This is a genomic window from Phenylobacterium sp. (assembly GCF_024508875.1).
Classification (GTDB): domain Bacteria; phylum Pseudomonadota; class Alphaproteobacteria; order Caulobacterales; family Caulobacteraceae; genus Phenylobacterium.
This window is the reverse complement of sequence record NZ_JANINU010000235.1, coordinates 1-25,421: the sequence shown is the minus strand read 5'-3', so window position 1 is coordinate 25,421 and position 25,421 is coordinate 1. Positions and strand designations below refer to the sequence as shown.

22 protein-coding genes and 2 pseudogenes are annotated in these 25,421 nt (G+C 69.7%); 13 read left to right on the top strand and 11 right to left on the bottom strand.

Annotated elements, in window-relative coordinates; translation table 11 throughout:
* The 3 genes and pseudogenes from Q0L11_RS16890 to Q0L11_RS16880 form a co-directional block, all read right to left on the bottom strand.
* Window positions 1–524: pseudogene (locus Q0L11_RS16890) on the bottom strand (methyltransferase); the annotation flags it as partial.
* A 39-nt stretch (window positions 525–563) separates the two neighbouring features.
* The gene (locus tag Q0L11_RS16885; protein WP_296598768.1) at window positions 564–1,613 is read right to left on the bottom strand and encodes an enoyl-CoA hydratase/isomerase family protein; all 1,050 of its coding nucleotides are present in this window, start codon (window positions 1,611–1,613) and stop codon (window positions 564–566) included.
* On the bottom strand, window positions 1,610–2,749 hold the full coding sequence (locus Q0L11_RS16880; RefSeq protein ID WP_296598766.1) for an isobutyryl-CoA dehydrogenase: 1,140 nt from the start codon (window positions 2,747–2,749) through the stop codon (window positions 1,610–1,612). The genes Q0L11_RS16885 and Q0L11_RS16880 overlap by 4 nt, the downstream gene beginning before the upstream one ends.
* Before the next feature lie 106 nt (window positions 2,750–2,855).
* Between Q0L11_RS16880 and Q0L11_RS16875 the strand changes: the two genes are divergently transcribed.
* Complete coding sequence (locus Q0L11_RS16875) at window positions 2,856–3,482, top strand: hypothetical protein (RefSeq protein ID WP_296598765.1); 627 nt, start codon at window positions 2,856–2,858, stop codon at window positions 3,480–3,482.
* A gap of 21 nt (window positions 3,483–3,503) precedes the next feature.
* Here the strand turns inward: Q0L11_RS16875 and Q0L11_RS16870 are convergent, their stop codons facing one another.
* On the bottom strand, window positions 3,504–3,959 hold the full coding sequence (locus tag Q0L11_RS16870; protein WP_296598764.1) for a hypothetical protein: 456 nt from the start codon (window positions 3,957–3,959) through the stop codon (window positions 3,504–3,506).
* An 84-nt stretch (window positions 3,960–4,043) separates the two neighbouring features.
* Between Q0L11_RS16870 and hemB the strand changes: the two genes are divergently transcribed.
* Window positions 4,044–5,060 carry a porphobilinogen synthase gene (gene hemB, locus Q0L11_RS16865; protein WP_296598763.1) on the top strand — a complete coding sequence of 339 codons (1,017 nt, stop codon included), beginning with the start codon at window positions 4,044–4,046 and terminating at the stop codon, window positions 5,058–5,060.
* Window positions 5,061–5,218: 158 nt separating this feature from the next.
* Here hemB and Q0L11_RS16860 read toward each other — a convergent pair whose 3' ends face one another.
* Window positions 5,219–6,097: an SMP-30/gluconolactonase/LRE family protein gene (locus Q0L11_RS16860; RefSeq protein WP_296598762.1), complete on the bottom strand. Its 879-nt coding sequence runs from the start codon at window positions 6,095–6,097 to the stop codon at window positions 5,219–5,221.
* Window positions 6,098–6,126: 29 nt separating this feature from the next.
* On the opposite strand from Q0L11_RS16860, the gene Q0L11_RS16855 reads away from it, so the two are divergent.
* Window positions 6,127–6,552 (top strand): NUDIX domain-containing protein, encoded by a 426-nt coding sequence (locus Q0L11_RS16855; protein WP_296598760.1) that lies wholly within the window; start codon window positions 6,127–6,129, stop codon window positions 6,550–6,552.
* Here Q0L11_RS16855 and Q0L11_RS16850 read toward each other — a convergent pair.
* Entirely contained in the window at window positions 6,512–7,378 is an 867-nt protein-coding gene (locus tag Q0L11_RS16850) for an alpha/beta hydrolase (protein WP_296598758.1), read from the bottom strand. The genes Q0L11_RS16855 and Q0L11_RS16850 overlap by 41 nt on opposite strands.
* A 62-nt stretch (window positions 7,379–7,440) precedes the next feature.
* The gene (locus Q0L11_RS16845; protein ID WP_296598769.1) at window positions 7,441–7,941 is read right to left on the bottom strand and encodes a GNAT family N-acetyltransferase; all 501 of its coding nucleotides are present in this window, start codon (window positions 7,939–7,941) and stop codon (window positions 7,441–7,443) included.
* A 94-nt stretch (window positions 7,942–8,035) separates the two neighbouring features.
* On the opposite strand from Q0L11_RS16845, the gene Q0L11_RS16840 reads away from it, so the two are divergent.
* From Q0L11_RS16840 to Q0L11_RS16815, 6 genes are all read left to right on the top strand, one after another.
* On the top strand, window positions 8,036–8,941 hold the full coding sequence (locus Q0L11_RS16840; protein WP_296598756.1) for a flagellar motor protein MotB: 906 nt from the start codon (window positions 8,036–8,038) through the stop codon (window positions 8,939–8,941).
* Between the two features lie 75 nt (window positions 8,942–9,016).
* Window positions 9,017–9,784, top strand: a complete 768-nt coding sequence (locus Q0L11_RS16835) for an arginyltransferase (RefSeq protein ID WP_296598755.1) — start codon at window positions 9,017–9,019, stop codon at window positions 9,782–9,784.
* 58 nt (window positions 9,785–9,842) lie between these two features.
* A complete protein-coding gene (locus Q0L11_RS16830; RefSeq protein WP_296598753.1) occupies window positions 9,843–10,487 on the top strand; it encodes a chromosomal replication initiator DnaA in 645 nt (214 codons plus the stop codon).
* Between the two features lie 118 nt (window positions 10,488–10,605).
* On the top strand, window positions 10,606–12,186 hold the full coding sequence (locus Q0L11_RS16825) for a CYTH and CHAD domain-containing protein (protein ID WP_296598752.1): 1,581 nt from the start codon (window positions 10,606–10,608) through the stop codon (window positions 12,184–12,186).
* Window positions 12,187–12,203: 17 nt separating this feature from the next.
* A complete protein-coding gene (locus tag Q0L11_RS16820) occupies window positions 12,204–14,438 on the top strand; it encodes an RNA degradosome polyphosphate kinase (RefSeq protein WP_296598751.1) in 2,235 nt (744 codons plus the stop codon).
* Window positions 14,419–15,921: a Ppx/GppA phosphatase family protein gene (locus Q0L11_RS16815; RefSeq protein ID WP_296598750.1), complete on the top strand. Its 1,503-nt coding sequence runs from the start codon at window positions 14,419–14,421 to the stop codon at window positions 15,919–15,921. Before Q0L11_RS16820 ends, Q0L11_RS16815 begins: the two co-directional genes overlap by 20 nt.
* A gap of 474 nt (window positions 15,922–16,395) precedes the next feature.
* Here Q0L11_RS16815 and rnd read toward each other — a convergent pair whose 3' ends face one another.
* Entirely contained in the window at window positions 16,396–17,574 is a 1,179-nt protein-coding gene (gene rnd / locus Q0L11_RS16810) for a ribonuclease D (protein WP_296598749.1), read from the bottom strand.
* 77 nt (window positions 17,575–17,651) lie between these two features.
* Here rnd and purM point away from each other — a divergent pair, with 77 nt between their 5' ends.
* Window positions 17,652–18,677, top strand: coding sequence for a phosphoribosylformylglycinamidine cyclo-ligase (gene purM, locus Q0L11_RS16805; protein WP_296598747.1), 1,026 nt, complete (start codon window positions 17,652–17,654; stop codon window positions 18,675–18,677).
* Between the two features lie 149 nt (window positions 18,678–18,826).
* Here the strand turns inward: purM and Q0L11_RS16800 are convergent, their stop codons facing one another.
* The gene (locus Q0L11_RS16800; RefSeq protein ID WP_296598745.1) at window positions 18,827–19,453 is read right to left on the bottom strand and encodes a hypothetical protein; all 627 of its coding nucleotides are present in this window, start codon (window positions 19,451–19,453) and stop codon (window positions 18,827–18,829) included.
* Between the two features lie 473 nt (window positions 19,454–19,926).
* Between Q0L11_RS16800 and Q0L11_RS16795 the strand changes: the two genes are divergently transcribed.
* Window positions 19,927–20,607 carry a hypothetical protein gene (locus Q0L11_RS16795; protein ID WP_296598743.1) on the top strand — a complete coding sequence of 227 codons (681 nt, stop codon included), beginning with the start codon at window positions 19,927–19,929 and terminating at the stop codon, window positions 20,605–20,607.
* Between the two features lie 448 nt (window positions 20,608–21,055).
* Window positions 21,056–21,838: a DUF3313 family protein gene (locus Q0L11_RS16790; RefSeq protein WP_296598742.1), complete on the top strand. Its 783-nt coding sequence runs from the start codon at window positions 21,056–21,058 to the stop codon at window positions 21,836–21,838.
* 107 nt (window positions 21,839–21,945) lie between these two features.
* Here the strand turns inward: Q0L11_RS16790 and Q0L11_RS16785 are convergent, their stop codons facing one another.
* The gene (locus Q0L11_RS16785; protein ID WP_296598740.1) at window positions 21,946–23,988 is read right to left on the bottom strand and encodes a PAS domain-containing protein; all 2,043 of its coding nucleotides are present in this window, start codon (window positions 23,986–23,988) and stop codon (window positions 21,946–21,948) included.
* A 250-nt stretch (window positions 23,989–24,238) separates the two neighbouring features.
* On the opposite strand from Q0L11_RS16785, the gene Q0L11_RS16780 reads away from it, so the two are divergent.
* Window positions 24,239–24,985: a hypothetical protein gene (locus tag Q0L11_RS16780; protein WP_296598739.1), complete on the top strand. Its 747-nt coding sequence runs from the start codon at window positions 24,239–24,241 to the stop codon at window positions 24,983–24,985.
* 20 nt (window positions 24,986–25,005) lie between these two features.
* Here Q0L11_RS16780 and Q0L11_RS16775 read toward each other — a convergent pair.
* Window positions 25,006–25,421 (bottom strand): annotated as a pseudogene (locus Q0L11_RS16775) (2-oxoacid:ferredoxin oxidoreductase subunit beta); the annotation flags it as partial.

The window sequence follows — 25,421 nt, the reverse complement described above, 5'->3', positions numbered from 1 at the left end:
ACGATGAAGACGCCGCCCGGCTTGATGGCGTCGTAGATCAGCTTGTCGACCTTGGAGATGTCCAGGCCGCGGGCCCGGGCGAACAGGTCGTGGTAGTTCTGGGAGGTCCAGAACACATCCACCTGCTCGGGCAGCACGAAGGCGCCGATCCCGGTCGAAACGACGGTGATGTTGCCGTATTGCGGGTCGGCGGCGACCGCCAGGATTGGCGGCGGGTTCGCCGCATTGGCCGCGGGCGGGTTGATGATCGCGAACACCTTGCCCTTCGGACCGACCGTCTTGGCGAAGATGCGGGTGAAATATCCGCCGCCCGGGATGTAGTCGGCCACCTTGTCGCCCGGCTTCACGCCGGCGAACTCCAGCATCTCGGCCGGCTTGCGGTCGGCGTCGCGCTTGGTGTCGGCCTCGGGCCGGCCCTTGTCGGCGACCGCGGCCGTGACGGCGGCGGACGGCGCAGCCGCGGCCATGCCGGACGAGAGCGCCAGCGCCGTGGCGGCGGCGACGAGCAGAAGCCTGGTCTTCATCGAAGTCTTCCTCCCGCGGCCGGACTTGGCCGCCTCAGGTCAAGGTAGAGGCGACCATTCCTCGCCGGAAGGGAGCGGGGCGAAAATGGCGTCGAGCGTCGCCTCGTCCACTTCGGACGGCCTGGGCGGGTTCCATTTCGGGGCGTTGTCCTTCTCGACGATGACCGCCCGCACGCCCTCGAGGAAATCATGGCGCTGCACGACGCGCGCGCCGATGCGGTACTCCATGGCCATGTTCTCGGCGAAGTCCTTCGCCTTCGCGCCGAGCTGGAGCTGTCGGAACGCCACCTTCATGGTCTGGGGCGACTTGGTCGCCAGCACCTTGAGTTGCTCGCGCGCCCAGTCGGTGTCGGCCTTCTCCAGGCTTTCCACAATCGCCTCGACACTGGGGCCCGCAAAATGCCGCGCGATCTCGTCCTGGTGCTGGGCGATCGCCGGGCGGCCGGCGTCGCCCTCGAATTCGGTGAGGATGGCCTCGACCCGCTGGGGCTCGGCCAGGATGGCCGCCTTCAGCTCGGGCGCCCTGCCGCTCTCGACGTAGTCGGTGGCAAGTTGCAGCAGCTCGCAGTCCGCCGCCTTGATCCGGGCCCCGGTGAGCGCCAGCCAGAGGCCGATATGGTCCGGCATCCGGCTCAGGTACCAGCCGCCGCCTACGTCCGGGAAAAGGCCTATGCCCGTCTCCGGCATGGCGAAGGTGGTCCGCTCGGTCGCCACGCGGAACCGGCAGGGGCGCGAAAGGCCCACGCCGCCACCCATGGTGATCCCGTCCATGATGGCGACGCGCGGCTTGGGATAGTTGAACAGCAGGTGGTTCAGCCGGTACTCGACGAAGAAGAATTCGCGGGCCAGCCGACCGTCGCCCGCGCCGCTCTCGGCCAGCATGCGGATGTCGCCGCCGGCGCAGAAGCCGCGCTCGCCCGAATGGTCCAGCAGGACCAATTCCACGGCCGGATCGTCCCGCCACGCCAGCAGCGCGTCGGTCATCAGCCGGCACATGTTGGTCGTGAGGGCGTGGATCGCCTGGGGCCGGTTCAGGGTGATCCGGCCGACGCGACCTTCGACCCGGCAGATGACTTCGGGTTCGCTCATTGCCGGAACAACTCCCGCGCGGTGATCACGCGCATGATCTCGTTGGTGCCTTCGAGGATCTGGTGCACGCGCAGGTCGCGCACGATGCGCTCCAGCGGATAGTCGCGCAGGTAGCCGTAGCCACCGTGGAGCTGAAGCGCCTGGTTGGCGACCTCGAAGCCGGCGTCGGTGGCGAAGCGCTTGGCCATGGCGCAGTACTGCGTGGCCTTGGGGCTCTTCCGGTCGAGCGCGTGGGCCGCGCGACGGACCATCAGGCGGGCGGCGTCAAGGTCGGTGGCCATGTCCGCCAGCCGCCACTGCAGGCCCTGGAATTCCTTCAGCGCCTGGCCGAACTGCTTGCGGGTGGCGAGGTAGTCGCGGGCCGTGTCGAGCGCCAAGCCCGCGCCGCCCAGCGAGCACGAGGCGATGTTGATACGGCCGCCGTCGAGTCCGGCCATGGCGAACTTGAAGCCCTCGCCTTCGTTGCCGATGCGGTTGGCCTCGGGGACGCGGCAATCGTCGAAATTCACCTGGGCGGTCGGCTGGGCGTTCCAGCCCATCTTCCGCTCCTGCGCGCCGAACGACAGGCCAGGCGTCCCGTTCTCGACCACGAAGGCCGAGACCCCCTTGGCGCCCTCCCCACCCGTTCGCGCCATGACGACATAGACGTCCGAGAACCCGGCGCCGGAGATGAAGGCCTTCGAGCCGTTCAGGACGTAGTGGTCGCCGTCCTTGCGCGCCGTCGTCTTCATGGCGGCGGCGTCCGAGCCCGAGCCGGGTTCGGTCAGGCAGTAGGACGCCACCAGCTCCATCGTCGTCAGCTTCGGCAGGTAGCGCCGGCGCAGATCGTCGCTTCCGAAGCGATCGATCATCCACGAGGCCATGTTGTGGATCGAGATGAAGGCCGCGGTGGAGACGTCGCCGTAGCTGAGCTGCTCGAACACGATGGACGCGTCGAGACGGGAGAGCGCCGAACCGCCGACGTCCTCCTGCACGTAGAGGCCGGCGAAGCCCAGTTCGGCGGCCGCGCGCAGCACGTCGCGGTCGAGCGTCTTCTTCTCGTCCCAGCGGGCGGAGTGCGGGGCCAGTTCAGCGGCGGCGAAGGCGCGGGCGGCGTCCTCGATGGCGCGCTGGTCTTCGTTGAGGTCGAAATCCATGGGCCTCGGCTTGAGCCCGCGACGCCAGGGCTGTCAATCGTGCGCCGCAGCAGCGCCACACCAGGGTCGCTTTCCCAAGCTCCACTTTGGGTTGGGAGGACGCGGAATGGGGACCGCCGCACGAGGAGGCTCGCGCCGGTGGCCGAGCCGCAGCCGCCGCTCGCTGGCGCTTATGCTGTCGGCCGCGCTGCACGTGGCCGTGCTGGGCTGGTTCGCGCTGAAGCGGGCCGTCGAAGAATTCCGAGCCGACGTGCCGGCGGTGAACGTCGAGCTGGTGCGCCTGCGTCCGCCACCGCCCCCGGCCAATGCGCCGTCGCAGGCCGCGACCTCAAGCCCGCCGGACGCGCGGCTCACGCCGACGCCTCCGTCCGACCTGGCTGTCGCCCCTCGCCCGGCGGGGCCGACCGGAGCCGCGCCCGCCGCGCCGAGAACAGGCATCGATCCGCGCTGGGCTGTCGACCTGAATGGCCCGGTGTTCGCCGATGGGAAATGGCCGCGACCGATCCCCGAACTCCAGCGTTGCGACCCGTTGAAGGATCCGAACCGAGAGTCGCGCGCCTGTCGCCGGGTCGACGCGGTGGCGCGCGGGGTCACCCGGGCCAACGACCCCCAGGAGGGCAAGGGCGATTTTGCCCGGGAGGCTCGGCGCAACGAGGCGGTGAAGCGATATCGCGACCTGCCGGGCGGCGCGGGCTACCCCGGCATCCGCTGCCAGATTTTCCATCGCTGCTAGGTCTACTGGCCTGGGCAGAGCTCAGGTCTGGAGAGCTGCAGCGAGTTCCGCGCGAACGGCGTCATAGTCCTGTGCCGAAACAAGCCGGCCCGCGGCCCCCGCGAAGTGTACTTCGCCACGGTACGCGCCGCCTGAAACGACCGCCACGTAGACCACGCCGAGACGTAGCGGAACCGCCGGGCGCAATTCCGACAGGCCGAATGAGCGCTGACCGTACACGATCGCCCGGATGTCCAGCGGGTGGCGGGTCTCGACCCGCCAAAGCGGATTCGGCCCCATTACGTCGTGCTCTCTCGGAGCATCCGCGTCACCGATCGAGAGCTCGCCCGGAAAGGCCAGCGACGTCTTCAGAATCCCACCTTGCTGGAACCGGAAGGTCGGCGTGGGCAAGGCGCCGCCCACGAGAATATCTGCACTCTTCAGGCAAGCTGAAAGCGGCGAAGCCAGGAGTGCGGCGATCAGAACGCGACGGTTCAACCAATCATCCTGAGGTGGGCGTGACGCAGCAATTGATGTCCGATCCGCTTGCGCCGGACAACTTCCGGGTCCAAACGCCCGCCCATGACCAGAGCGCCCCTCGCCGCCTACCCCGCCCTTCGCATGCGCCGCCTGCGCCAGGCCGACTGGATCCGCCGCATGGTGCGCGAGACGGTGCTGACGCCGAACGACCTGATCTGGTCGATGGTGGTGCACGAGGGCGAGGGCCAGATCCCGGTGGGCTCGATGCCGGGCGTGAGCCGCCTGTCGGTGAAGGACTGCGCGGCCGCCGCCAGGGAAGCGAGGGCGCTGGGCATCCCCTGCATCGCGGTCTTCCCGCACATCGACGGCGCCAAGAAGGACGCCACCGGCAAGCTGGCCCACGACCCGAACGGCCTGGTCGCCACCGCGGTGAAGGCCATGAAGGACGCCGCCCCCGAGGTCGGGATCATGTGCGACGTCGCCCTCGACCCGTTCACCGATCACGGCCATGACGGCCTCTTGGAGGACGGTCGGATCGTCAACGACGCCACCATCGAGGCGCTGGTGAAGCAGGGGCTGGTCCAGGCCAAGGCCGGCTGCGACATCCTCGCGCCGTCCGACATGATGGACGGACGCGTGGGCGTCCTGCGCACCGCGCTGGAAGCCGAGGGCCTGCAGGACGTGATGATCATGTCCTACGCCGCGAAGTACGCGTCGGCCTTCTACGGCCCCTACCGCGAGGCCATCGGCTCGGGGAAGCTGGGCACGGGCTCGGTGGACAACCCGGGCGACAAGAAGACCTATCAGATGGATTCGGCCAACCACGCCGAGGCCCTGCGCGAGGTGGCCCTCGATATCGCCGAGGGCGCCGACATGGTGATGGTGAAGCCGGGGATGCCGTACCTCGACATCGTCCGCCAGGTGGTCGACGCCTTCTCCATGCCGACCTACGCCTTCCAGGTCTCGGGCGAGTACGCCATGATCATGGCCGCCGCCCAGAACGGCTGGCTGGACGAGGAGCGCTCGATCCTGGAGAGCCTGGGGGCCTTCAAGCGCGCGGGCGCCGCCGGGATCATCAGCTATTTCGCCCCGCGCGCTGCGCGGCTGTTGGGCGCGTAGTCGGCGCGTCAGCGCCGGGAAGATCCAACACCAAGACCACAACGATCACGAAGCCCACCAAGGGGCTCGTGTTCACCTCGTGACGCTGCGGCGCTTCGCCTTCGTGGTCTTCGAGTCCTTCGTGGCCTTAGTGTCGAAAGACAGCGCCTGCGGCTGCACTACGGTCGTCCTGCCCGCGGGCTATCCACTTCGGCCACGAGGATCTTGCCGGTCTGGGACTTTGCGGCGGCCTCGTGATCGGAGCTGGCGGCGGTCAGCATGAAGAGCGTCTTGCCATCGTCGCCCCCCAGCATGCAGGCGAAGCAGGGCTGATCGGTCTCGACGACCTCCAGCACCTTGCCGCCCTCGGCGATGCGCACGCACTGCGGCGCGACAGGGTTCGCGATCCAGATGGCGCCGTCGGCGTCCAGGCAGATGCCGTCGGGGATGGCCGGCGTGGTCGGGGCCCAGACACGCCGGTTCGAGAGCGCCCCGCCCGGACCGATGTCGAAGGCGGTCAGCACGCCGCCCAAGGTCTCGCCCAGGATCAGGGTCTTGCCGTCGGGCGTGATCACCGGGCCGTTGGGGAAGTGCAGGTCCTCCGCCGCCACGCTGACCGTCCCGTCAGGCGCCACATAGGCGAGCTTCGCCGTCGGGTGGTTCGCCAGCACGTCGGGCACGCCACGGGCATGGATCTCGGCGTCCAGGTCGAAGCCGAAGTTGCCGACATAGGCCCCGCCGGCGGAATCGACGACCATGTCGTTGCAATGGAACGTCGCCACTTCGCCCAGGTCCGCATGGACCTCGATCCTGCCGTCGGGCGTGCGGCGCAGGAGCTGGCGCCTGGTCATCGAGACGATCAGCATCGACCCGTCAGGCTGCCAGCCCAGGCCCGAGGGCCGGTCGTCGATCTCGAACTCGGTGCGAAGGTCGCCCGCCAGCGACACCGACTTCACCGCGTGGGCGTAGAAGTCGCTGAACCACAGCCGGCCGTCACGCCAGCGCGGGCCCTCGCCGAAATAGATGCCGCCCGTCAGAACCCGCGTCGTCCGTCCCATGTCGCCTCTCTTCGGAAGGTCTGGTCGGCATGATCGTCGAGGTGGTGGGCGCTGTCATCCGCGACGCGGCCGGGCGACTGCTGACGGTGCGCAAGCGGGGCACGGCCCGGTTCATGCTGGCCGGCGGCAAGCGCGAGGCCGGCGAAGACGACCTGTCGGCCCTGGCGCGAGAGCTGCGCGAGGAGCTGGGCGTGCGGCTGGTTTCGGCCGAGTTGCTGGGCCGCTTCGAGGCGCCGGCCGCCAACGAGCCCGGCGCGACGGTTCGGTCCTCGGCCTATTGGGTCGAGATCGCCGGCGAGATCGCGATCGCGGCCGAGATCGACGAACTTCGATGGGTCGACCCGACGGCGCCGGACGTGGACCTCGCGCCGCTGCTGGCCCGCCACATCCTGCCGGCGCTGTCCGCACGACCGGTCAGCGAAGTGTCGGAAGCCACTCCGCCAGGATCGCATTGACTTTCTCCGGAGCCTCCTGCTGCACCCAGTGGGAGACGCCCGGCAGTCGGCGGATCGTCAGGTCGCGCACGTGCTTGTCCGTGCCGTCCAGCAGTTCGACGCCCAGCGCCGCGTCCTCCTCGCCCCAGACGATCAGGGTGGGGATCTCGATCTTCGGCCAGGGGCCGGCCAGCTTGCCGCGCAGCCGGAAGGCGGCGCGGTACCAGTTGACCATGCCCGTCATCGCCCCGGGCCGCTGGGCGTCCTGCGCGTAACGGTCCAGGACGTCGGGCGTGAAATGGGTCTTGTCGATGGCCATGTCGTAGAAGGCCCGGCGCACGCCGCGCGCGTCGCGGGCGGTCAACATCCGCTCCGGCAGCCCCGGAATCTGGAAGAAGAACATGTACCAGCTCTTCTTGAGCTGGGCCCAGTTGCCGCCCTGGAGCTGGGCCGACATCACCGCGGGGTGCGGCACATTCATGATCACCAGCCGCTCCAGCGGCCGCGGCGCGTTGGCGGCGAAGGTCCAGGCCAGGCCCGCGCCCCAGTCGTGCCCGATCAGGGTAACCTTCTTCGCGCCGCTGGCGTCGATCAGCGCGGCGACGTCCTCCATCAGCCGGTCGATCAGGTAGGACGGCACATCCTTCGGCTTGGGCTCGGTCTCGCCGTAGCCGCGAAGGTCCGGCGCCCAGGCGCGGTAGCCCATCTGCGCCAGCAGCGGCAGTTGGTGACGCCATGAGAACCGGCTCTCGGGAAATCCGTGCAGACAGAGCGCCAGGTGGTCGCCCTCCCCCGCCTCGTCCACCGCGAACCGGAAGCCGTTGGCCTCGACGAAACGCGTCTGCATCGCGCCCTCCCCCTCATTTGCCGGGATATGCGTAGAGCGTTGCCGTGGCGGCGGGGAAGCCCTCAACCGACGGTGAAGTAGGTGCTCTCGCGCTCGACACCGGGAAGCTGGATCACGCCTTCATAGGTGAAGCCGATCTTCCGCAGCACCGCCATGGACGCGAAGTTCTCCAGGGTCGTGATCGCCGCCAGCTTCGGGATTCCCAGAACGCCCCGGGCGTGGGCGAGGACCGCCCCCGCCGCCTCCTGGGCGTAGCCCCGGCCCCAGGCGCGCTGGGCGAAGGCGTAGCCCACGTCGGGGACCTGCAGACCCTCGCGCCGCACCAGCCCGGCCAGGCCCACCGGCGTGTCGTCCAGCTTCTGGACGGTCAACCACATGCCGAAGCCGTGCTGCTGATAGCTGCCCAGCACCCGCTCGCGGATGTACGCGCGCGCCTGGTCCTCGTCGCGGACGCCCCGATCGCCGATGTTCTCGAGGAAACCGGGGGAGTTCAGGAGCTCGAGCAGGAAGGGCGCGTCGGTCTCCTCGACATCCCGCAGGATCAGCCGCTCCGTCTCCAGCACCGTCGCCAAGAATCCCTCCGTCGCTCGCCGCGCAACGTCATCTTAACGCGCGCGCCGCAGTTTGCTCCGAAATCAGCGTTAAGCCGGGTGAACCATGGCGGTCGGCGACCAGCCTATCGTAATCAAGAAGGTCAAGAAGGGCGGCGGCGGGGGCCACCACGGCGGCGCCTGGAAGGTCGCGTACGCCGATTTCGTGACCGCCATGATGGCGTTCTTCCTGCTGATGTGGCTCATCAATACGACCAGCCCGGAACAGAAGCGCGGCATCGCCGACTATTTCGCCCCGGCCAGCGTCTCGCAGACCATGTCGGGCGCCGGGGGCATCCTGGCCGGCTCGGCCCTGGGCAAGGACGGCTCGAAGAGCGCCGGCTCCAGCGACGTGATCGAGGAACTCGCCCCGTCGTCCGAAAACCCGAACGACGGCGACTCCAAGGACGGCAGCAAGCCGCAGCAGCCGGAACAGGGGCTCGCCGCCGCCCAGGCGGAAAAGGACCAGGAGCGTGAGGCCGCCGCCTTCGCCTCCGCCGCCCAGTCTCTGCGCCAGGCGCTGCAGTCGATGCCGGAACTGGCCGAACTGTCGAAGAACATCATCATCGACGAGACGCCCGAAGGCCTGCGAATCCAGCTCGTCGACCAGGAAGGCCGCTCGATGTTCAACCAGGGCTCGGCCCAGCCGAACGAGCGAGCCAAGCTGCTGCTGCGCGCGATCTCGAAGATCATCAACCAGTTGCCGAACCGGATCAGCATCTACGGCCACACCAGCGCCAGTTCCGGCGGGACCAAGCCGGCCAGCGACTGGCAGTTGTCGGCCGCCCGCGCCGACGCCTCGCGCGGGGTGCTGCAGGCGGCGGGGGTCGAGGGCGACCGCATCTACCAGGTGGCCGGCAAGGCGACGTCCGAGCCGCTGTACCCCGACGATCCCATGCTCCCAGGCAACCGCCGGATCGCTATCGTGTTGTTGCGTGAGGCCCCCGTGCTGCCGCCGAACCCCGGGCTCTAAAGGACGCCTTGCGTACCGGCGCGGCATGACGCCTAATCCTTCCAGGCGTTTTGTTTCGAAAGCGACATCCGGTCCGTGACGCAGCACTTCCCGACCCGACAGCTCCGGTTCTTCCTGACCGCGCCGTCGCCGTGTCCGTACCTGCCCGCGCGTTTCGAACGTAAGGTCTTCGCGCACCTGCCGCTGTCCGACGGCGCGACGGTGAACGACAGCCTGACCCAGGTCGGCTTCCGCCGCTCTCAGAACATCGCCTATCGCCCAGCCTGCGAGGCCTGCGCGGCCTGCGTTTCGGCGCGGATCCCGGTGGGCGACTACGTCTTCTCTCGCTCGGAACGGAAGATCCTGTCGCGCAACGACGATGTCCGTCGCCACCTCGTTGAGGCCGAGGCCACGATGGAGCAGTTCGACCTGCTCCGGCGCTACCTCGTCGCCCGCCACGCCGACGGCGGCATGGCCGAAATGACCTGGCCCGACTACGTCGCGATGGTCGAGGACACGGCCGTCCGCACCCACATCATCGAGTACCGGGTGTGTTCGAAGGACGGCAGCCCGGGCGACCTGATCGCCTGCGCCCTCGTCGACCTGATGGGCGACGGCCTGTCGCTGGTCTACAGCTTCTACGACCCAACCCTGACCCGCCGCAGCCTGGGCTCCTTCGTGATCCTGGACCACGTAACCCAGGCCCGGCTGACCCATCTTCCCTACGTCTATCTCGGCTACTGGGTCCGGGGGTCGGAGAAGATGGACTACAAGGTCCGCTTCAGCCCGATCGAACTGCTGCGGGCGGACGGCTGGACGCTGGCCGCCGCACGGGACCTGGGGATAGAGCCCGGCGCGCTGTAGCGCTCGCCGGCCCGCGCGCCTAAATTCGCCGGGTGATGTCAATTGCCCGACCAGACGCATGGCCCGCCAGCTTCGGCTGAGCCTGGGGCGAACCGGCCCGGCTTCGTTCGCCGATTTCGTCCGCGGTCCGTCGAACGCCGACGCGGTGGCGGCGGTCGAGACGTGGCCGGTGTGGCGGGACGGAGCCTTGGCGCTCGTCGGGCCGATGGGGTCCGGCAAGACCCATCTCGCGCGCGCCTGGGCCGAGATGGCCGGCGCCGCGATACTCGACGCCTGGTCGCCGGACGTACAGGCCGCCGCGGGCCGGCCGGTCCTGCTCGAGGATGCCGACCGCGCGCCGGCCACCGAGGGCCTCTTCCATCTCATCAACCTGGCGGCCCGCCCGGGCGGGGGCCTGCTCATCACCGCCCGCAGCCGCCCCGCCGGCTGGCCCGCCGCCCTTCCCGACCTGCGCTCGCGCCTGAACGCCCTGCCCGTGGCCGAGATCGAACCGCCGGACGACGAGGTGCTGGAAGGCGTGCTCCGCAAGTTCTTCCGCGATCGCAACATCCGGCCCCCCGAAGCGGTCTACCGCTACCTCCTCACGCGCATGAACCGTTCGATCCCCGACGCCGCCGAGATCGTTTGCCGGCTTGATGAGGCGGGCGATGAGGGCTTTCGTCCTGTCACCCGCGCGCTGGCCCGGCAAATCCTGGACGACTGAAGCGGTTCGGCGCCGCGCGGCGTCGCAAAAAACTTTCGCGGCGCGATAGACAAAGCGATTCGTTTTCCGGCAGTGGTTCTGCGCGTGGCGCACCGGCCACGTTCCCGAGACCCGCCGCATGCTCGCGCGGAAACCGGCCAGGGCCGCCCCGGAGCTGGAACTGAAGTTCCAGCTCGGCGCCGGCGCCCTCGAGGCGCTGCAGCGAGAGGCTTTCCCGCTCGGACAGGCGTCCATCTCGCAACTTCACGCCGTCTACTACGACACACCGGATCATGCCCTGCGCGACGGGGCCTTCAGCCTGCGCGTCCGGCGCAAGGGCGACACCTACGTCCAGACCCTGAAGCACCGGGGTGCGGGCGGGCTGTTCCAGCGAGACGAATGGGAGACCGTGGTCCCGGGCCCCGACCTCGACCTTGCGGCTCTCGAAGACACCCCGGCCGGAACCTTGATCGGCGACACCGCGCCCGTTCCCGCCTTCACCGTCGAAGTCGAACGCCGGGCCCACATCTGGACGCGTGGCGAGACGCGGATCGAGGTGGTGTTCGACACCGGCCTCATCCTCGCCGGCGACCGACAGGAACCGATCAGCGAGGCCGAGCTTGAGCTGCTCTCCGGCTCGCCCCAGGCCCTGTTCGACCTGGCCCATGAGCTCCAGGCTAAGGCGCACCTGACCCTGGCGTTCGAGAGCAAGGCGGAACGGGGCTATCGCCTCGCCGGCCACGACGGCGTCGCGGCGCTGCGGGCGCAGGATGCGGCCGTCGGTCCCAAGACCACGGGCGCCGAGGCTTTCCAATCCATCACGCGCGACGCTCTGGTTCAGATCGCCGGCAACGCGCGCCTGCTGCAAAGGGCTCACAACCCCGACGTCCTTCACCAGCTTCGGGTCGGCCTGCGCCGGTTCCGGGCGGCCTTGTCGGTGTTCAAGGGCATGCTCGATGCGGAGGGCCTCAACCTAGCGCGCGCCGAGACCCGCTGGTTGGCTGGCGAGCTGTCGGAAGCGCGAGACATCGACGTCTTCCTTCAGCGGGCCGCGACGCCCGACGAGATCGAGGAGAGCGCGGGCCGGGCTGCGTTCTTCCGCGCGCTCCGCATCGCCCAGGCCGACGCCTATGAGCGCGCGCTGGCCGCCGTCGGCTCCGACCGCTTCCGCGCGCTCCTGCTGAACCTCGGCGAGTGGATCGAGGTGGGCGGCTGGCAGCGGCTGGCGAACGACGAGCAGCGGGCCCTGCGCGAGGGCCGCGCGACCGCCCTCGCCGCGCCGGTGATGGACCGGTTCGAGAAGCGCCTTCGCCACGGCGCGCGGCGCTTCATGGAGATCGACGCCGACGCGCGCCACGACCTGCGCAAGCAGGCGAAGAAGCTGCGCTACGCCGTCGCCTTCTTCGGCGGCGCCTTTCCCGAGCATCCCAAGCGCCGCCAGCGGTTCGTGGCGGCGCTCAAGGTGCTGCAGGACCGCATGGGCGAGCTGAACGACATGAACGTGGCCCGGTCCGTGGCGATGAAGTCGATCGGTCGCCGATCTGGCGAGCTCGCCTTCGCCGCCGGGCTAGAGGTCGCGCGACTGACCGGCGATGAGAAATCCGCCGCAGCGGCGGCCCACGACGCCCTGAAGGCTTTCCGCAAGCTGAAGCCCTTCTGGTCGTCGGAAGGTCGCAATGACGGCCTTAACCTTTCCAAGGCACCCTTGCGCCGCGTCTGAGACTTCAGGGAACCTGCATGCCGCCGCCGAACGATGTCGCCCCGATCAGCGCCCCCGCGAGCGTGTCGGCGAGCGCATCTGGCGTGGTGGCCGAGATCGCGCCGGCCGAGGAGCTGGCCACCTCGCCCGCACGGTTCTTCAACCGCGAGCTTTCCTGGCTGGCGTTCAACCGCCGCGTCCTGGCCGAGAGTATGAACCCACGGCACCCGCTGTTCGAGCGGCTGCGGTTCCTGGCCATCAGCGCCAACAACCTCGACGAATTCTACATGGTGCGCGTCGCCGGCCTGAAGGCGCAGGTGCGCGAGGGCGTTCGCGCCGTCAGCCAGGACGGCCTCACGGCCACCGAACAACTGGTCCGCGTCAACGAGGCCGCGGCCGAGCTGATGGCCGATCAGCAGACTCGCTGGCGCGAGCTGTGCGCCGAGATGGCGACGGAAGGCCTGCGCTACGTGTCGGCCTCGGACGTCACGCCCGCTGAACGCGCTGGCCTTGAGGAGCGCTTCCTGCGCGACCTCTTCCCGGTCCTGACGCCGCTGGCCATCGACCCCGCCCACCCCTTCCCGTTCATCCCGAACTTGGCCTTCTCGCTGGTGCTGAAGATCAGGCGGGTGTCGGACGGCCGCCAGCTCTACGCCCTGGCGCCGCTGCCCGCGCAGGTGGCACGGTTCTGGGATGTGGCGCCCGGCCGCCAGACGACGCGCCGCAAGGCTCAGCGCCGCGTGATCTCCCTGGAAGGGATGGTGACGCTCTTCCTCGACCACCTGTTCCCCGGATGCGAGGTGGAGGAACAAGGAGTCTTCCGCCTGATCCGCGACTCCGACGTGGAAATCGAGGAAGAAGCCGAAGACCTGGTGCGCGAGTTCGAGGCGCGGCTGAAGCAGCGCCGCCTGGGCTCGGTCGTCCGCGTGGAGCTGGAAGCGTCCACACCGGAGGAACTGCGCGGCTTCATTTCGGCCAGCCTGCACGCCAATCCCGAAGACATCATGGTGATGGACGGCCTGCTGGGCCTGGACGAGCTGACCCAGCTCATTCCGTCCGACCGTCCGGATCTCAAGTTCAAGGCGTTCGAACCGCGCTTCCCCGAGCGCATCCGCGACCACGGCGGCGACTGCTTCGCCGCGATCCGCGAGAAGGACATCCTGGTTCACCATCCGTTCGAGAGCTTTGACGTGGTGGTCCAGTTCCTCCGCCAGGCCGCCCGCGATCCCAACGTGCTGGCCATCAAGCAGACGCTCTACCGCACCTCCAAGGACAGCCCGATCGTCGCGGCCCTCATCGAGGCCGCCGAGAACGGGAAGAACGTCACCGCGCTCATCGAGATCAAGGCGCGGTTCGACGAGGAAGCGAACCTGAAGTGGGCCCGCGACCTGGAGCGGGCTGGCGTCCACGTGGTCTACGGCTTCATCGAGTGGAAGACCCACGCCAAGCTGTCGACCGTGGTGCGGCGCGAAGGTGAGCATCTGCGCAGCTACTGCCACTTCGGCACCGGCAACTACCACCCGATCACCGCGCGCATCTACACCGACCTGTCGCTGTTCACGACCGAGGCGCCGTTCGGCCGCGACTCCGCCAAGCTCTTCAACTTCATCACCGGCTACGCCCAGCCGGTGGGGCTTGAGCGGTTGTCGTTCTCGCCGGTGACCATGAAGCGCGACCTGCTGCGGATGATCGGGCAGGAGGCCGCCAACGCGAAGGCGGGCAAGCCCGCGGCCATCTGGGCCAAGATGAACTCACTGGTCGACCCCGAGATCATCGACGGGCTCTACGCCGCCAGCCAGGCCGGCGTGCAGATCGACCTGGTGATCCGCGGCATCTGCTGCCTGCGGCCCGGCGTGCCGGGGCTGTCCGAGAACATCCGGGTGAAATCGATCGTCGGCCGCTACCTGGAGCACGGGCGCATCGTGGCCTTCGCCGACGGCCATCCCATGCCCTCTCAACATGCGCGGGTCTTCATCTCGTCGGCCGACTGGATGCCGCGCAACCTGGACCGGCGTGTCGAGGTCATGACGCCCATCGAGAACCCAACGGTCCACCAGCAGGTCCTGCAACAGATCATGGTGGCGAACCTCAAGGACGAAGCTCAGAGCTGGACCCTCGACGCCGACGGCCGCTATAGGCGTGATCCTGCCTGGGACCATCCGAACGCCTTTTCGGCGCACGAGTATTTCATGACCAATCCCAGCCTTTCCGGTCGCGGGCAGAGAGTGAAGGACATGCCGCGCGCGATCGAAAATGTGGCCTCGCGGGGATAGCAGCGCCAGCCAGGGCGGCCGCCATGCAGCCGTCATCGACGTCGGGTCGAACTCGGTCCGCCTGGTCATGTACCGGGTCGAAGGCCGCGCGCTCTGGACGATCTACAACGAGAAGGTGGTCGCGGGGCTGGGCAAGGACCTGACCGCCAGCCGCCGGCTCTCGCCCGAGGGTGTCGAGGCCGCGGTGGGCGCGCTGCGCCGGTTCCGGTCGATCCTGGACGGGTGGCGGGCCGACGAGGTCACCGCCTGCGCCACCGCCGCGGTGCGCGACGCCGCGGACGGCAAGGCCTTCCTCAAGCGCGTCAAGGACGAGACCGGCCTCGACGTCCGGGTCCTGTCCGGCGAGGAGGAGGCGCGGTACGCGGCCCTGGGCGTGGTCTGCGGCCAGCCCGACGCCGAGGGCGTGGTCGGAGACCTGGGGGGCTCCAGCCTGGAGCTGGTGCGGCTGGGCGGCTTCACCAACATCGAGGGCGTGACCCTCCCGCTCGGTCCGTTCGCCCTGGGCGCGCCGAAGCCGCTGAACCCGGATCGGACGCGCCGGCTGATCGACGACCATCTGGCGCCGGTGGCGAGCCGCTACGGCAGCCCCGAGTTCCACGCGGTGGGGGGCGCCTGGCGGAACCTCGCGCTGCTGCACATGCAGCTCGCCGACTATCCGCTGCATGTGGCGCACCAGTACGAGATTGCAAGGACCGACGCCCTGGAGCTGGCGCGGTTCGTCCAGCGGCAGTCGCGCTCGTCGCTGGAGGGCATCGAGGGACTGTCCAAGCGGCGGTTCGACACCCTGCCCTACGCGGCCATCGTGCTGGAGCGGATCATCGAGCGGCTGGGCGTCCAGCGGCTGGTGATCTCGGCCTACGGGGTGCGGGAGGGCCTGCTGCTGGAGGCGATGCCGCCCGAAGTGCGCCAGCTCGACCCGCTGATCGAGGGCTGCGACTCGCTGGCGGCGCATCGCGGGGTCTCGCCGGGGCTGGGCCGGGCGCTGGAGGCGTGGGTCGGGCCGCTGTTCGAAAAGCTGCCGGCGCTGTTCGGCGGGCGGGACGCGGTGCTGCTGGCGGCGGCGTGCCGGTTGGCCGACCTGGGGGCGTTCCTTCACCCGGATCATCGCGCCGACCTGGCGTTCGAGCAGGTGCTGCGCGCGCCGTTGGCGGGCATGAACCACCAGGAGCGGGCGTTCCTGGCCTGCGTGGCCTTCGCCCGGCATTCGGCGGCGCCGCAGCCGCCGGAAGCGGCGGCCATGAACCGGATCCTGGCGCCCGAGCGGCGCCAGCGGGCGCGGGCCCTGGGCGCGGCGATCCGGCTGGGCTGCGACCTCTCGGCCCGCAATCCGGGCCTGCTGGAGAAGTCGGCCGTGACCATCCGGGGCGAGCGGCTGTCGCTGACGGCGCTGGAGCCCTGGAGCGACATGCTGCTGGGCGAGCAGACGACGCGGCGGGCCCAGGCGCTGGCGAGCGTCCTCAAGCTCAAGCTGGAGATGGGCTGAGGAAGCAGGGATCGCCGGCGGGCGATCCCTACCCTATGGCCTTCGGCATCGACCCGGCTGGGCCGTAGCCTCAGGGCAATAGGAAGAAGGCGGCGCTCCGGTTTCCCAGAACACCGCCTTCTGAAACAGATCCGTTGGGGGATCTGCGCCGCTTGGTGGAAGGGGGCCTCGGCTGCGCTGGCAAGCCAGCCCGGCTCCGATCCGTCTTCCGTGCCCTCTTCGGCGACGACCCCGGGTTGCCCCGGACCCTCCGCCTCGGAGAGCCTCCTGCCCGCTTGGCTTCCCGGTCGCCCGGTCCGCCGCGCCGCAGTCCCTCTCGGCAAGGAGAGGTTCACCCCATCCCGGCCGGCCCGCAACGTTATCTTGCGACGACCCTGTGAACGATCCGTGGCGCCTTCGGTGCACAACCTGTGGACAGCCGGAGCGCGGTCCCGGAAACCGCCGTTCGATCAGGGCCTTGCAGTTATCCCAAGGTTAGCTCGCAGCCGCGGCGCGCGGCGCGCGGCGCACCTCGACCACCCGCACCCGCGCGCCGTCCAGCACCAGGGCCAGTTCGCCGCGCTTCAGCTTCAGGGCGTCCTCGCCGAACGCCTCGCGCCGCCAGCCCTTGAGGGCGCCCACGTCGGCGTTGTCGTCGTTGGCGATCTGCTCCAGGTCCGAGACGGTGGCGATCAGCTTGGAGGCGACGTTGGCCTCCTCGGCGCGCGCCTTCAGCAGCACCTTCAACAGCTCGACCACGGCGCCCGCCGCCGGCGAGGCCGACTGGCGCGGCTTCTCGACCACGGGCGCGTAGGCCTCGGGGTCCTTCAGCGCCTCGCGGATGGCCGCGACCAGGTCGGGCCCGAAGCGCGAGCCGGAGAAGCCCTTCGGCACCGACCGCAGCCGGTCCAGGGCGTCGGCGTCCGTCGGCGCCTGCGTCGCGATCTCGTCGATCGCCTCATCCTTCAGGATGCGGCCGCGCGGCTGGTCGCGGGTCTGGGCCATGCGCTCGCGCCAGGCGGCGACGGCGCGATAGACCGCCAGGTACTTGGCCGTGTGCCGGCGCGGGCGCAGCCGCTTCCACGCGTTCTCCGGCTCGACGTCGTAGTTCGCCGCGTCGGTCAGGTCGTTCATCTCGTCCTGCACCCACGCCAGGCGCCCTTCCCGCTCCAGGCGGTCGCGCAGCATGGGGAACAGCTTGGCCAGGTGCGTCACGTCGGCCAGCGCGTAGGTGAGCTGGTTGTCCGTGAGCGGCCGGCGGGCCCAGTCGGTGAAGCGCGAACTCTTGTCGAGCTCGATCTTCAGCATCTGGCGGACCAGGGCGTCGTAGGCGATCTGCTCGCCGTAGCCCGCCGCCATGCCCGCCACCTGGGTGTCGAACAGCGGCCTCGGCATGGCCTGCAGGTTGTTGAAGATTTCCACGTCCTGCCGCGCGGCGTGGAAGACCTTGAGGATCTTCTCATCGCGCATCACGTCCAGGAACGGGCCGAGGTCCATGCCGTCGGCCAGCGGGTCGATCACCGCCTCGGCGTTCGGCGCCGCCGCCTGGATCAGGCACAGTTTCGGCCAGTAGGTGGTCTCGCGCATGAACTCGGTGTCCACGGCGACGAACGGCTGGCCCTTGATCTTGTCGCAGAACGCCGCGAGTTCGGCGGTGGTAGTGATAGGCGTCATAAATCAGCTATAGCCCCGCGCGCGGACGACTCCAGTCCGCAAGCGCGTCTCTCTGCACTCCAAGTCCGGGTTCGTAAATGTCCGAACGGCCAAACGGTCTCACCTATGCGCAGGCGGGCGTCTCGATCGACGCCGGAAACGCGCTCGTCGAGCGCATCAAGCCGCTGGCGAAATCCACCCGCCGGTCGGGCTCGGAGCCGTCGCTGGGCGGGTTCGGCGCGCTGTTCGACCTGAAGGCCGCCGGCTACGACGACCCGCTGCTGGTCACCACGACGGACGGAGTCGGCACCAAGCTGAAGGTGGCGATCGAGACGGGGCTGCACGGCACGGTCGGCATCGACCTCGTGGGCATGTGCGTCAACGACCTGCTGGCCCAGGGCGCCGAGCCGCTGATGTTCCTGGACTACTACGCCACCGGCAAGCTGGACGTGGAGGCCGCCGCCGCGGTCGTCGCGGGTATCGCCGAGGGCTGCCGGCAGGCCGGCTGCGCCCTGGTGGGCGGCGAGACGGCCGAGATGCCCGGCATGTACGCCGAGGGCGACTACGACATGGCGGGGTTCTGCGTCGGCGCGGTCGACCGCGACAAGGTGATCCCGCGCCTCGGCGACCAGAAGGAAGGCGACATCCTGGTGGGCCTGGCCTCGTCCGGCCCGCACTCCAACGGCTACTCGCTGATCCGCCGCATCGTCGAGCGCTCGGGCCTGGCCTGGGACGCCCCCGCCCCGTTCGCCGAGGGCAAGACCCTCGCCCAGGCCCTGCTGGAGCCGACGCGGATCTACATCAAGACCGTGCTGCCGCACCTGAAGGCCGGCCGCATCAAGGGCCTGGCCCACATCACCGGCGGCGGCCTGATCGAGAACCCGCCGCGCGCCATCGCCGACGGCCTCGTCCCGCGCTTCGACTGGAACGCCTGGGCGATGCCGCCGGTGTTCGATTGGTTGGCAAGAACAGGCGGTGTTTCGGACCACGAGATGCGCCGCACGTTCAACTGCGGGATCGGCCTGGTGCTGATCGTGGCCCCCGACGACCTGCCGGACGTGCTGGAAGGCCTGGTCCGCGACGGCGAGGACGCCTTCGTGGTGGGCGAACTGGCGACGGCTTAGCGCGGTCCCTCCCTTAATGGGAAGGGACAGGCCGCGCAGCGGCCCGGGTGGGGCGGTGTCGATCCTCCCCATCCGCCGAGATTTCGCACTGAACTCCCCCACCCTGCTCGCCCTCGGCGAGCTGTCCCTCCCCATTAAGGGAGGGACTTTCACGCCGAGCTTTCCCAGTCCAGGTCTTCGGCCTCGGCCGCCAGGGCCTCCGCCGGGGGATCGGGCAGGTCGCACCAGCGGGCGATGGCGTCGGGCGAGAAGCCCAGGTCCAGCGCCAGCCGCGCCACCTCGTCGTCCAGCGGCGCGGCGGCGAAGTCGGGCTTGAGGCAGGCCTCGCCGATCGCCAGCTCGACGTCCTCGCGCCGGAAGGCGAAGATCTCGCGGGCGCCCAAAGCATCGTCGGCGGCGGCATCGGGGGCGGCATCGGGTGCGTCGGGGTGTTCGGTCTCGGCCCGTTCGGCCTCGTCCCAGTTCAGCCGCAGCAGCGCGGTGCGCAGCTCGCCGATCCGGCGCGCCACGGCCGCCCCGCCCGGCTTGCGCGCCGGCGTGTCGGCCTGGACCCGGGCGGCGGCCGCCAGGTCGCGCTTCAGCCGCGCCTTGACCGCCAGCGTCTGGCGATACGAGCGCGCCGCGCGCTGATAGCTGCGCGCCAGCCGGTTGGCCTCGTCGTTGTCGGTGGCCTCCAGCGCCCGGCGCGCGAAGTCCCGCGCCAGCTCCAGGTCATGCCGCCCGATCTCCGCGAGCCCGGCGGCCTCCTCCTCGGTGATGTCGAGCGCGTCCCACATGTTGGGAGGACATGTAGGGGGCGTGTACGTCAGAAGCGGACGTGGATGATACCCATCGTTCACTCCAAATGGCGTCAGCCGAGCTTAGCCGGATCGCCCCAAGCTCGACAGTGGGGAGCGAGCGTCGCTAGAGTTGTGGTCCGAATAGGAGCGTCGATTGACCTACCTCGTGACCGCAGAGTTCGCTGACGGCTCCCGCCAGGAGAGGGCCGAATGCACGCCCGACCTTGCCTACATCGCGGCTGTCCACCTCACCGAAGCCGGGGGCCTATCGGTCACGATCAAGACGGCGGGCGGGACCACGTATGAGCCTGAGGAATTCCGTCGCGCCGCTTCTACCGGGAGGCTGCCCGCGTGCCGTTAGAGCAGTAACGGTCAGACGAAAACTCTGGTTCACCCAGCGTATCAGTTTCCGCGAATGTAGCTGAGGTCAGATGTCGAGCGCGATAGGTCGGGTTCTTGGGATCCTTCGGTTGATACAGATCGAGAAGAACATTTCAGCTTATAGCCATGCCCAAAGGATGATTGGTGGGGATGCCAAACCCGCTCAAGTCGCCAAGCTTTGCGCGTGGATTCTAGACATTGCCGACGCCGCAGACGCTGAGGTACATGCTATGAAAATCGATGATGAGATGAAAGTCGGTATAACTCATATTACCGCAAAAATGCGTGAAGGCTTTTCGCTAGATAACATTGGCAGCAATCTTATGAATTCCTTTCCCGCCCTTCCGCAGTCGATTGGCAGCCTCCGCACTTTCCTGAAACTAATGCAGCTTGAGCATTCGCATCAGGCGGAGCTCGCGTCTGATCTCCTTGCGGAAATTGAGGACGTTCTTTCCGGCGATGCCTTTGCCGCGCTTGATGCGCGCATCGCGGAGATCGCGCGCCGCCACCTCCGCATGCTCACCATCATGCTGAACCACCTCGACGCGTTCGGCGTCGAGGCTGCGATGATCGCCTATTCCGAACTCATTGTCCGACTTCAACAAGCTGCCCGCGACGCCGCGCCCGCTGATCGCGAGAAAGCAAAAGGCGTCATCGAGCGGATGTCCAAATGGTGGGAGCGACTGAAAACCCTCAACGAAGCCTATGAGACCGGGACGAAGCTCATTGAGAACGCCTCTGATGCCATGGACCTACTCGGCTTCAACTGAGGTGTGCATCGCCTTGGATGGTCCCGAATAATTCGACAGCGCGAGAACTGCACCCGATCGTGCGCGCCGGTCCCAAGGAAATTGTCACCAAGTTGCAGGCGTGCGCTCAGTTGGTGCCGCGCGCGGAGTGCGGCGCCCACCCCGATCAGATCGAGCGCCGATCCGCCGAGGTTGAGCGCGCGGCGGAGGCTCTGGAGGCGGCAGTACCATCGACGCGCTAGGCGCGGGCGCCTGGCTGTTACCTCTCGCGGCCACAGTCTTGGGATACAAGGCGGCGAAAGTCCGCTCTGCTGCCCGGTACCAAGGTCCGCAACTGGCGCGTCGCCGACCTACGCCGCCCTGCGGCGAGCCACCTCCCGCCGCGCGGCCCGCACGCCCGTCACCCTTTGTCGCGCAACCTCCCTGCCCCGCCCGCGTTCGGCCGGCTGAGCCGTGTCGGGAGCCTGACGTGAAACATGCCCTTCTCTTCCTGCTGCCGGTCGCGCTGGCGGCGTGCGCGACGCCCGGGCGCTATTCCGGGGAGCTCTCCAGCTATGACGGGCTGCGGGCCAAGGACGGGACGGTGCGGACCAGCGTGGTGCGGCGCAGCGACAAGGACCGGCTGGCGCAGGTGTCGAAGGTGTCGATCCGGCCGGCGCGGCTGGCGCACGGCAAGGCGACCGCCTGGCTGTCGCCCGACGAGCGCAAGACGCTGCTGCGCGAGGTGGACGCGCAGCTCTGTTTCGAGCTGACCGAGCGGTACGACCTGGCGCCGCCGGGGACGCGGGCGGACGCGGACGTGCGGGTGGTGGTGACGCGGGTGGCGCCCACGGGCCGGGCGGCCTCGGCCCTGTCGGCGGCGAGCGGGTTCTTCATTCCCGGGCCGCTGGGCGTGCGCGTGCCGGGCACGACGGGCGGGCTGGGCGCCGAGGCCGAGATGGTGACGCGCGACGGCAGGCAGGCGGCGGCCGTGGTCTGGAACCGCAACGCCACGCCCATCGGCACGGACGATCCGTCGCTGAGCCGCATCGGCGATGCGCTGCAGTTCGCCGAGCCCTTCGGCGACACGGTGGGCGCGGTGATGACGCCGAAGGATCACAAGAGCCGCAAGGTGGGCGATCCCGATCCGTGCGCCGAATACGGCCCGCGGTTCCGCCCCGAGGGCTGGCTGGCGAGCGCGGCGACGGGCCTCTACATCCCCGGCGCCAGCAAGGCCAAGGCGGACAAGACCAAGGACGAGCCGACCTCATAGGCAAGCGCCAGATCGCCATCCTTGCGTGGGCCTGACGGTGGCCGAGTTCTCGCGCAGCGGGGACGAGACGCTGCGGCCGGGAGAGCCGGGCCGATCCCGAGCGCGGCTCAATCCCCCCCGCGGCTGAGGGCGGCGAGGCTGGCGGCGAGTTCGTCCTGGCGGAAGGGCTTGGTGAGGCGGGGGAGATCGGGGGCGATGCCGCCCTCCTCCGCATAGCCGGAGACCACGATGACCGGGAGGTCAGGGTGGGAGGCGCGCAAGGCCTGGGCCAGGTCGGCGCCGGTCATCCCCGCCATCAGGTGGTCGGTCACGACGAGATCGACCGCGGCGCCGTTGGCGATCGCGCGCAGGGCCTCGACGGCGGAACTGGCCTCGACGACGCGGTAGCCGAGGTCCTTCAGCATCTCGGCGGTGCTGAGGCGGACGAACTCCTCGTCGTCCACCAGGAGGGCGACGCGGTCGGCGCCCCGGGCCTCGATGGTGGGCGGCGCCGGCTGCAAGGTCTCGCCGGACGCCGTCTGCGGCAGCCACAGGTCCACCGCCGTGCCGGCGCCGGGACGGCTGGAGATGGTGAGCGCGCCGCCGAGCTGGGAGGCCAGGCCGTGCACCATGCTGAGCCCCAGGCCCGTGCCGCGCCCGACGCCCTTGGTCGAGAAGAAGGGCTCGGCGGCGCGCGCGAGGGTCGCCGCGTCCATGCCCTCGCCGGTGTCCTGGACGGTCAGGCGGACGTAGGCGCCGGGCCGCAGGGCGACGGGGGCGTCGCGGTGGACGGCGGTGGCGGCGCGGATCGTCAGGCTGCCGCCGTCGGGCATCGCGTCGCGGGCGTTCACGGCCAGGTTCAGGATCGCCATCTCGAGCTGGTTCGCCTCGGCGATGGCCCAAGGCAGGTCCTCGGCCGCCTGGACGGTCACCCGGATGTGCGGGCCGATGGTGCTGGAGACCAGGTCGGCCATGTCGCGGACCAGGCGGGCGATATCGACCGGCACCGGGCTGAGGGGCTGGCGTCGGGCGAAGGCCAGCAGGCGCTGGACGAGGACCCGGGCGCGCTCGGCGGACTGGGCGGCGCCGGCGATCAGGCGCTGGTCGCGGGGGCCGCCGACGGCGCGGCGCTGGAGCATGTCGAGGGCGCCGACGATGGGGGTGAGCAGGTTGTTGAAGTCGTGCGCCACGCCGCCGGTGAGCTGGCCCATCGCCTCCATCTTCTGGCTCTGGCGCAGCGCCTCCTGGGCGGCGGCGAGGTCGGCCTCCTGCTTGCGGGCGGCGCTGACGTCGCGGCCGATGGCGATGAAGTTGGCCCCGTCCCGCTCGGGCGCCACGGTCCATTCGATGCTCTTCCAGCCGCCGTCGCGGGTGGCGATCCGGTTCTCGAACCGGGTGGGCTGGCCCGTCCGGCCCATCTGCTCCAGCGCCTCCAGGGTGGGGGGCGCGTCGTCCGGATGCATGAAGGTGGCGTAGCCGCGGCTGAGCAGCTCGGCCTCGCTCCAGCCCAGCACCTCGCCCCAGGCGGGGCTGACCGCCGACATCATCCCGTCGTAGTCGGCGCGGGCCAGCATGTCCTGCGACAGGGTCCAGAGCTGGTCGCGCTCGGCGACGCGCAGGGCGACCTGTTCGCCCAGGGTCTCGTTGAGCTTGCGCAGCCGGCTTTCGGCCAGGACCTGGCCCGTCGTCTCGGCGACCGCGCAGAACATGCCCGCGACGCGGCCGTCGTCGTCGTGGACCGGGGAGTAGCTGAAGGTGAACCAGGTCTCCTCGTCGAAGCCCTTGCGGTTCATGGTGAGGGGCAGGTTCTCGCTGTAGGTGGGCCGGCCGGACAGGGCCGCATCGATCAGCGGCGAGATGTCGGACCAGATCTCGGCCCAGATCTCGCGGAAGGGGCGGCCGAGGGCCTTGGGATGCTTCGCGCCCAGGATCTCGGCGTAGGCGTCGTTGTAGAGGAAGCCCAGGTCCTCGCCCCACGCCACGAACATCGGGAACTTCGAGTCCAGCAGCAGGCGGGTGACCGTCAGCAGCGACCGCGGCCAGGCGGTGGGCGCGCCCAGCGGCGAACGGGACCAGTCGTGGGCCCGCATCCGGGCGCCCATGTCGCCGCCCCCGGGCAGGCGCGCGGCGACATCGGCGGCTGGGGTTGGCGCTGCGTCGCGCAAGCTCATAGCGATGTTCCCCCCGGGGACGAACGGCGATCCGACCCGGTCGCTGCGGCTGGCGGCGGCCGCCTGGGGGCGCAGTCGCCGAAGCTTGTCCGTTCCGGGCGGGTCGCGATCCAAAAGCGCCAAGCGGGTGGATCGTTCCCGGCCGTCCGCGGTTCCGCCCCGAGGGCTGGCTGGCGAGCGCGACGACGGGCCTCTATATCCCCGGCGCCAGCAAGGCCAAGGCGGACAAGACCAAGGACGAGCCGACCTCATGACCCAGCGCCAGATCGCCATTCTCGCCGCCGTGGCCTTCGCCATCGTCTCGCCGATCGTGCAGATGGGCGCCGGCGTGGGCCTGACGGCGGCCGAGTTCTCGCGCAGCGGGGACGGGACGCTGCGGGCGGCCGGCTACGCGTTCTCGATCTGGAGCGTGATCTACGCGGGGCTGATCGCGTTCGCGGTCTATCAGGCGACGCCCCGCCGGCGGGACGATGCGCTGGTTGACGCGGTGGCCGGGCCGGCGGCGGTGGCGATCACCGGCACGGGCCTGTGGATCTGGGCCTCGGCGCTGGACGCGCGCTGGCTGACGGTGGCGATCATCGTGACGTGCGCGGGGTATCTGACGTTCGGGCTGGTGCGGGCGGTGCGGACGGTCGGCCCGACCGACCTGAAGGCGCGGGCGTTCGTGCTGTGGCCGCTGGGGATGCTGGCCGGGTGGCTGACCATCGCCTCGGCGCTGAACATCCTGACCGTGATGACCGCCGAGGGCCTGCTGGGCGGGATCGCGCGCGCGGCGGCGTTCGCCGGGATCGTGGCGGTGCTGATCGCCGCGCTGGCGGCGCTGCGGGCCACGCGGCTGGCGGCGTTCGGCGCGCCCATCGCCTGGGGCCTGCTCGCCGTCTGGGCCGCCGAGCGGGCGACCAAGGGCGACGTGGCGTCGCTGGCGCTGGGCGCGGCGGTGCTGGTCGGGGCCTATGCGGCGTGGCAGGTGCGGGCGGCCAAGTCGTCCCTCCCTTAATGGGGAGGGACTGGGGCGCGCTAGCGCAGGGCGGCGTTGATGCGGTCGAGGGCGGACTGGCCCGGCACCAGTTCGGCCTCATCGAGCTGGTTCAGCGGGGTGTCGATGGTGCCGACGGCGTCGTGCAGGTCGCCGGCCTCGGGATCGACGAACAGCAGGCCGGTGACGATCTGGCCCCTCGCCTGCCGGGCCTGGAGATAGCCGAGGGCTTGGGCGCGGCTGTTGGGGTTGTAGAGGTCGTTCAGCTTGTGCAGCGACAGGATCGAGCCGTCGTGCTGCTGGACGCGGACGGTCTCGCCGGGGGCGTAGTCCACGTGGATCGGGTCGCGCGGGGTGATGACGTCCAGCCGGTTCACCGCCTCGTTGTGTTCGCGGACGTAGTCGTAGCTCTTGGTCGAGCCGTTGTGGTTGTTGAACTGCACGCAGGGGCTGACGC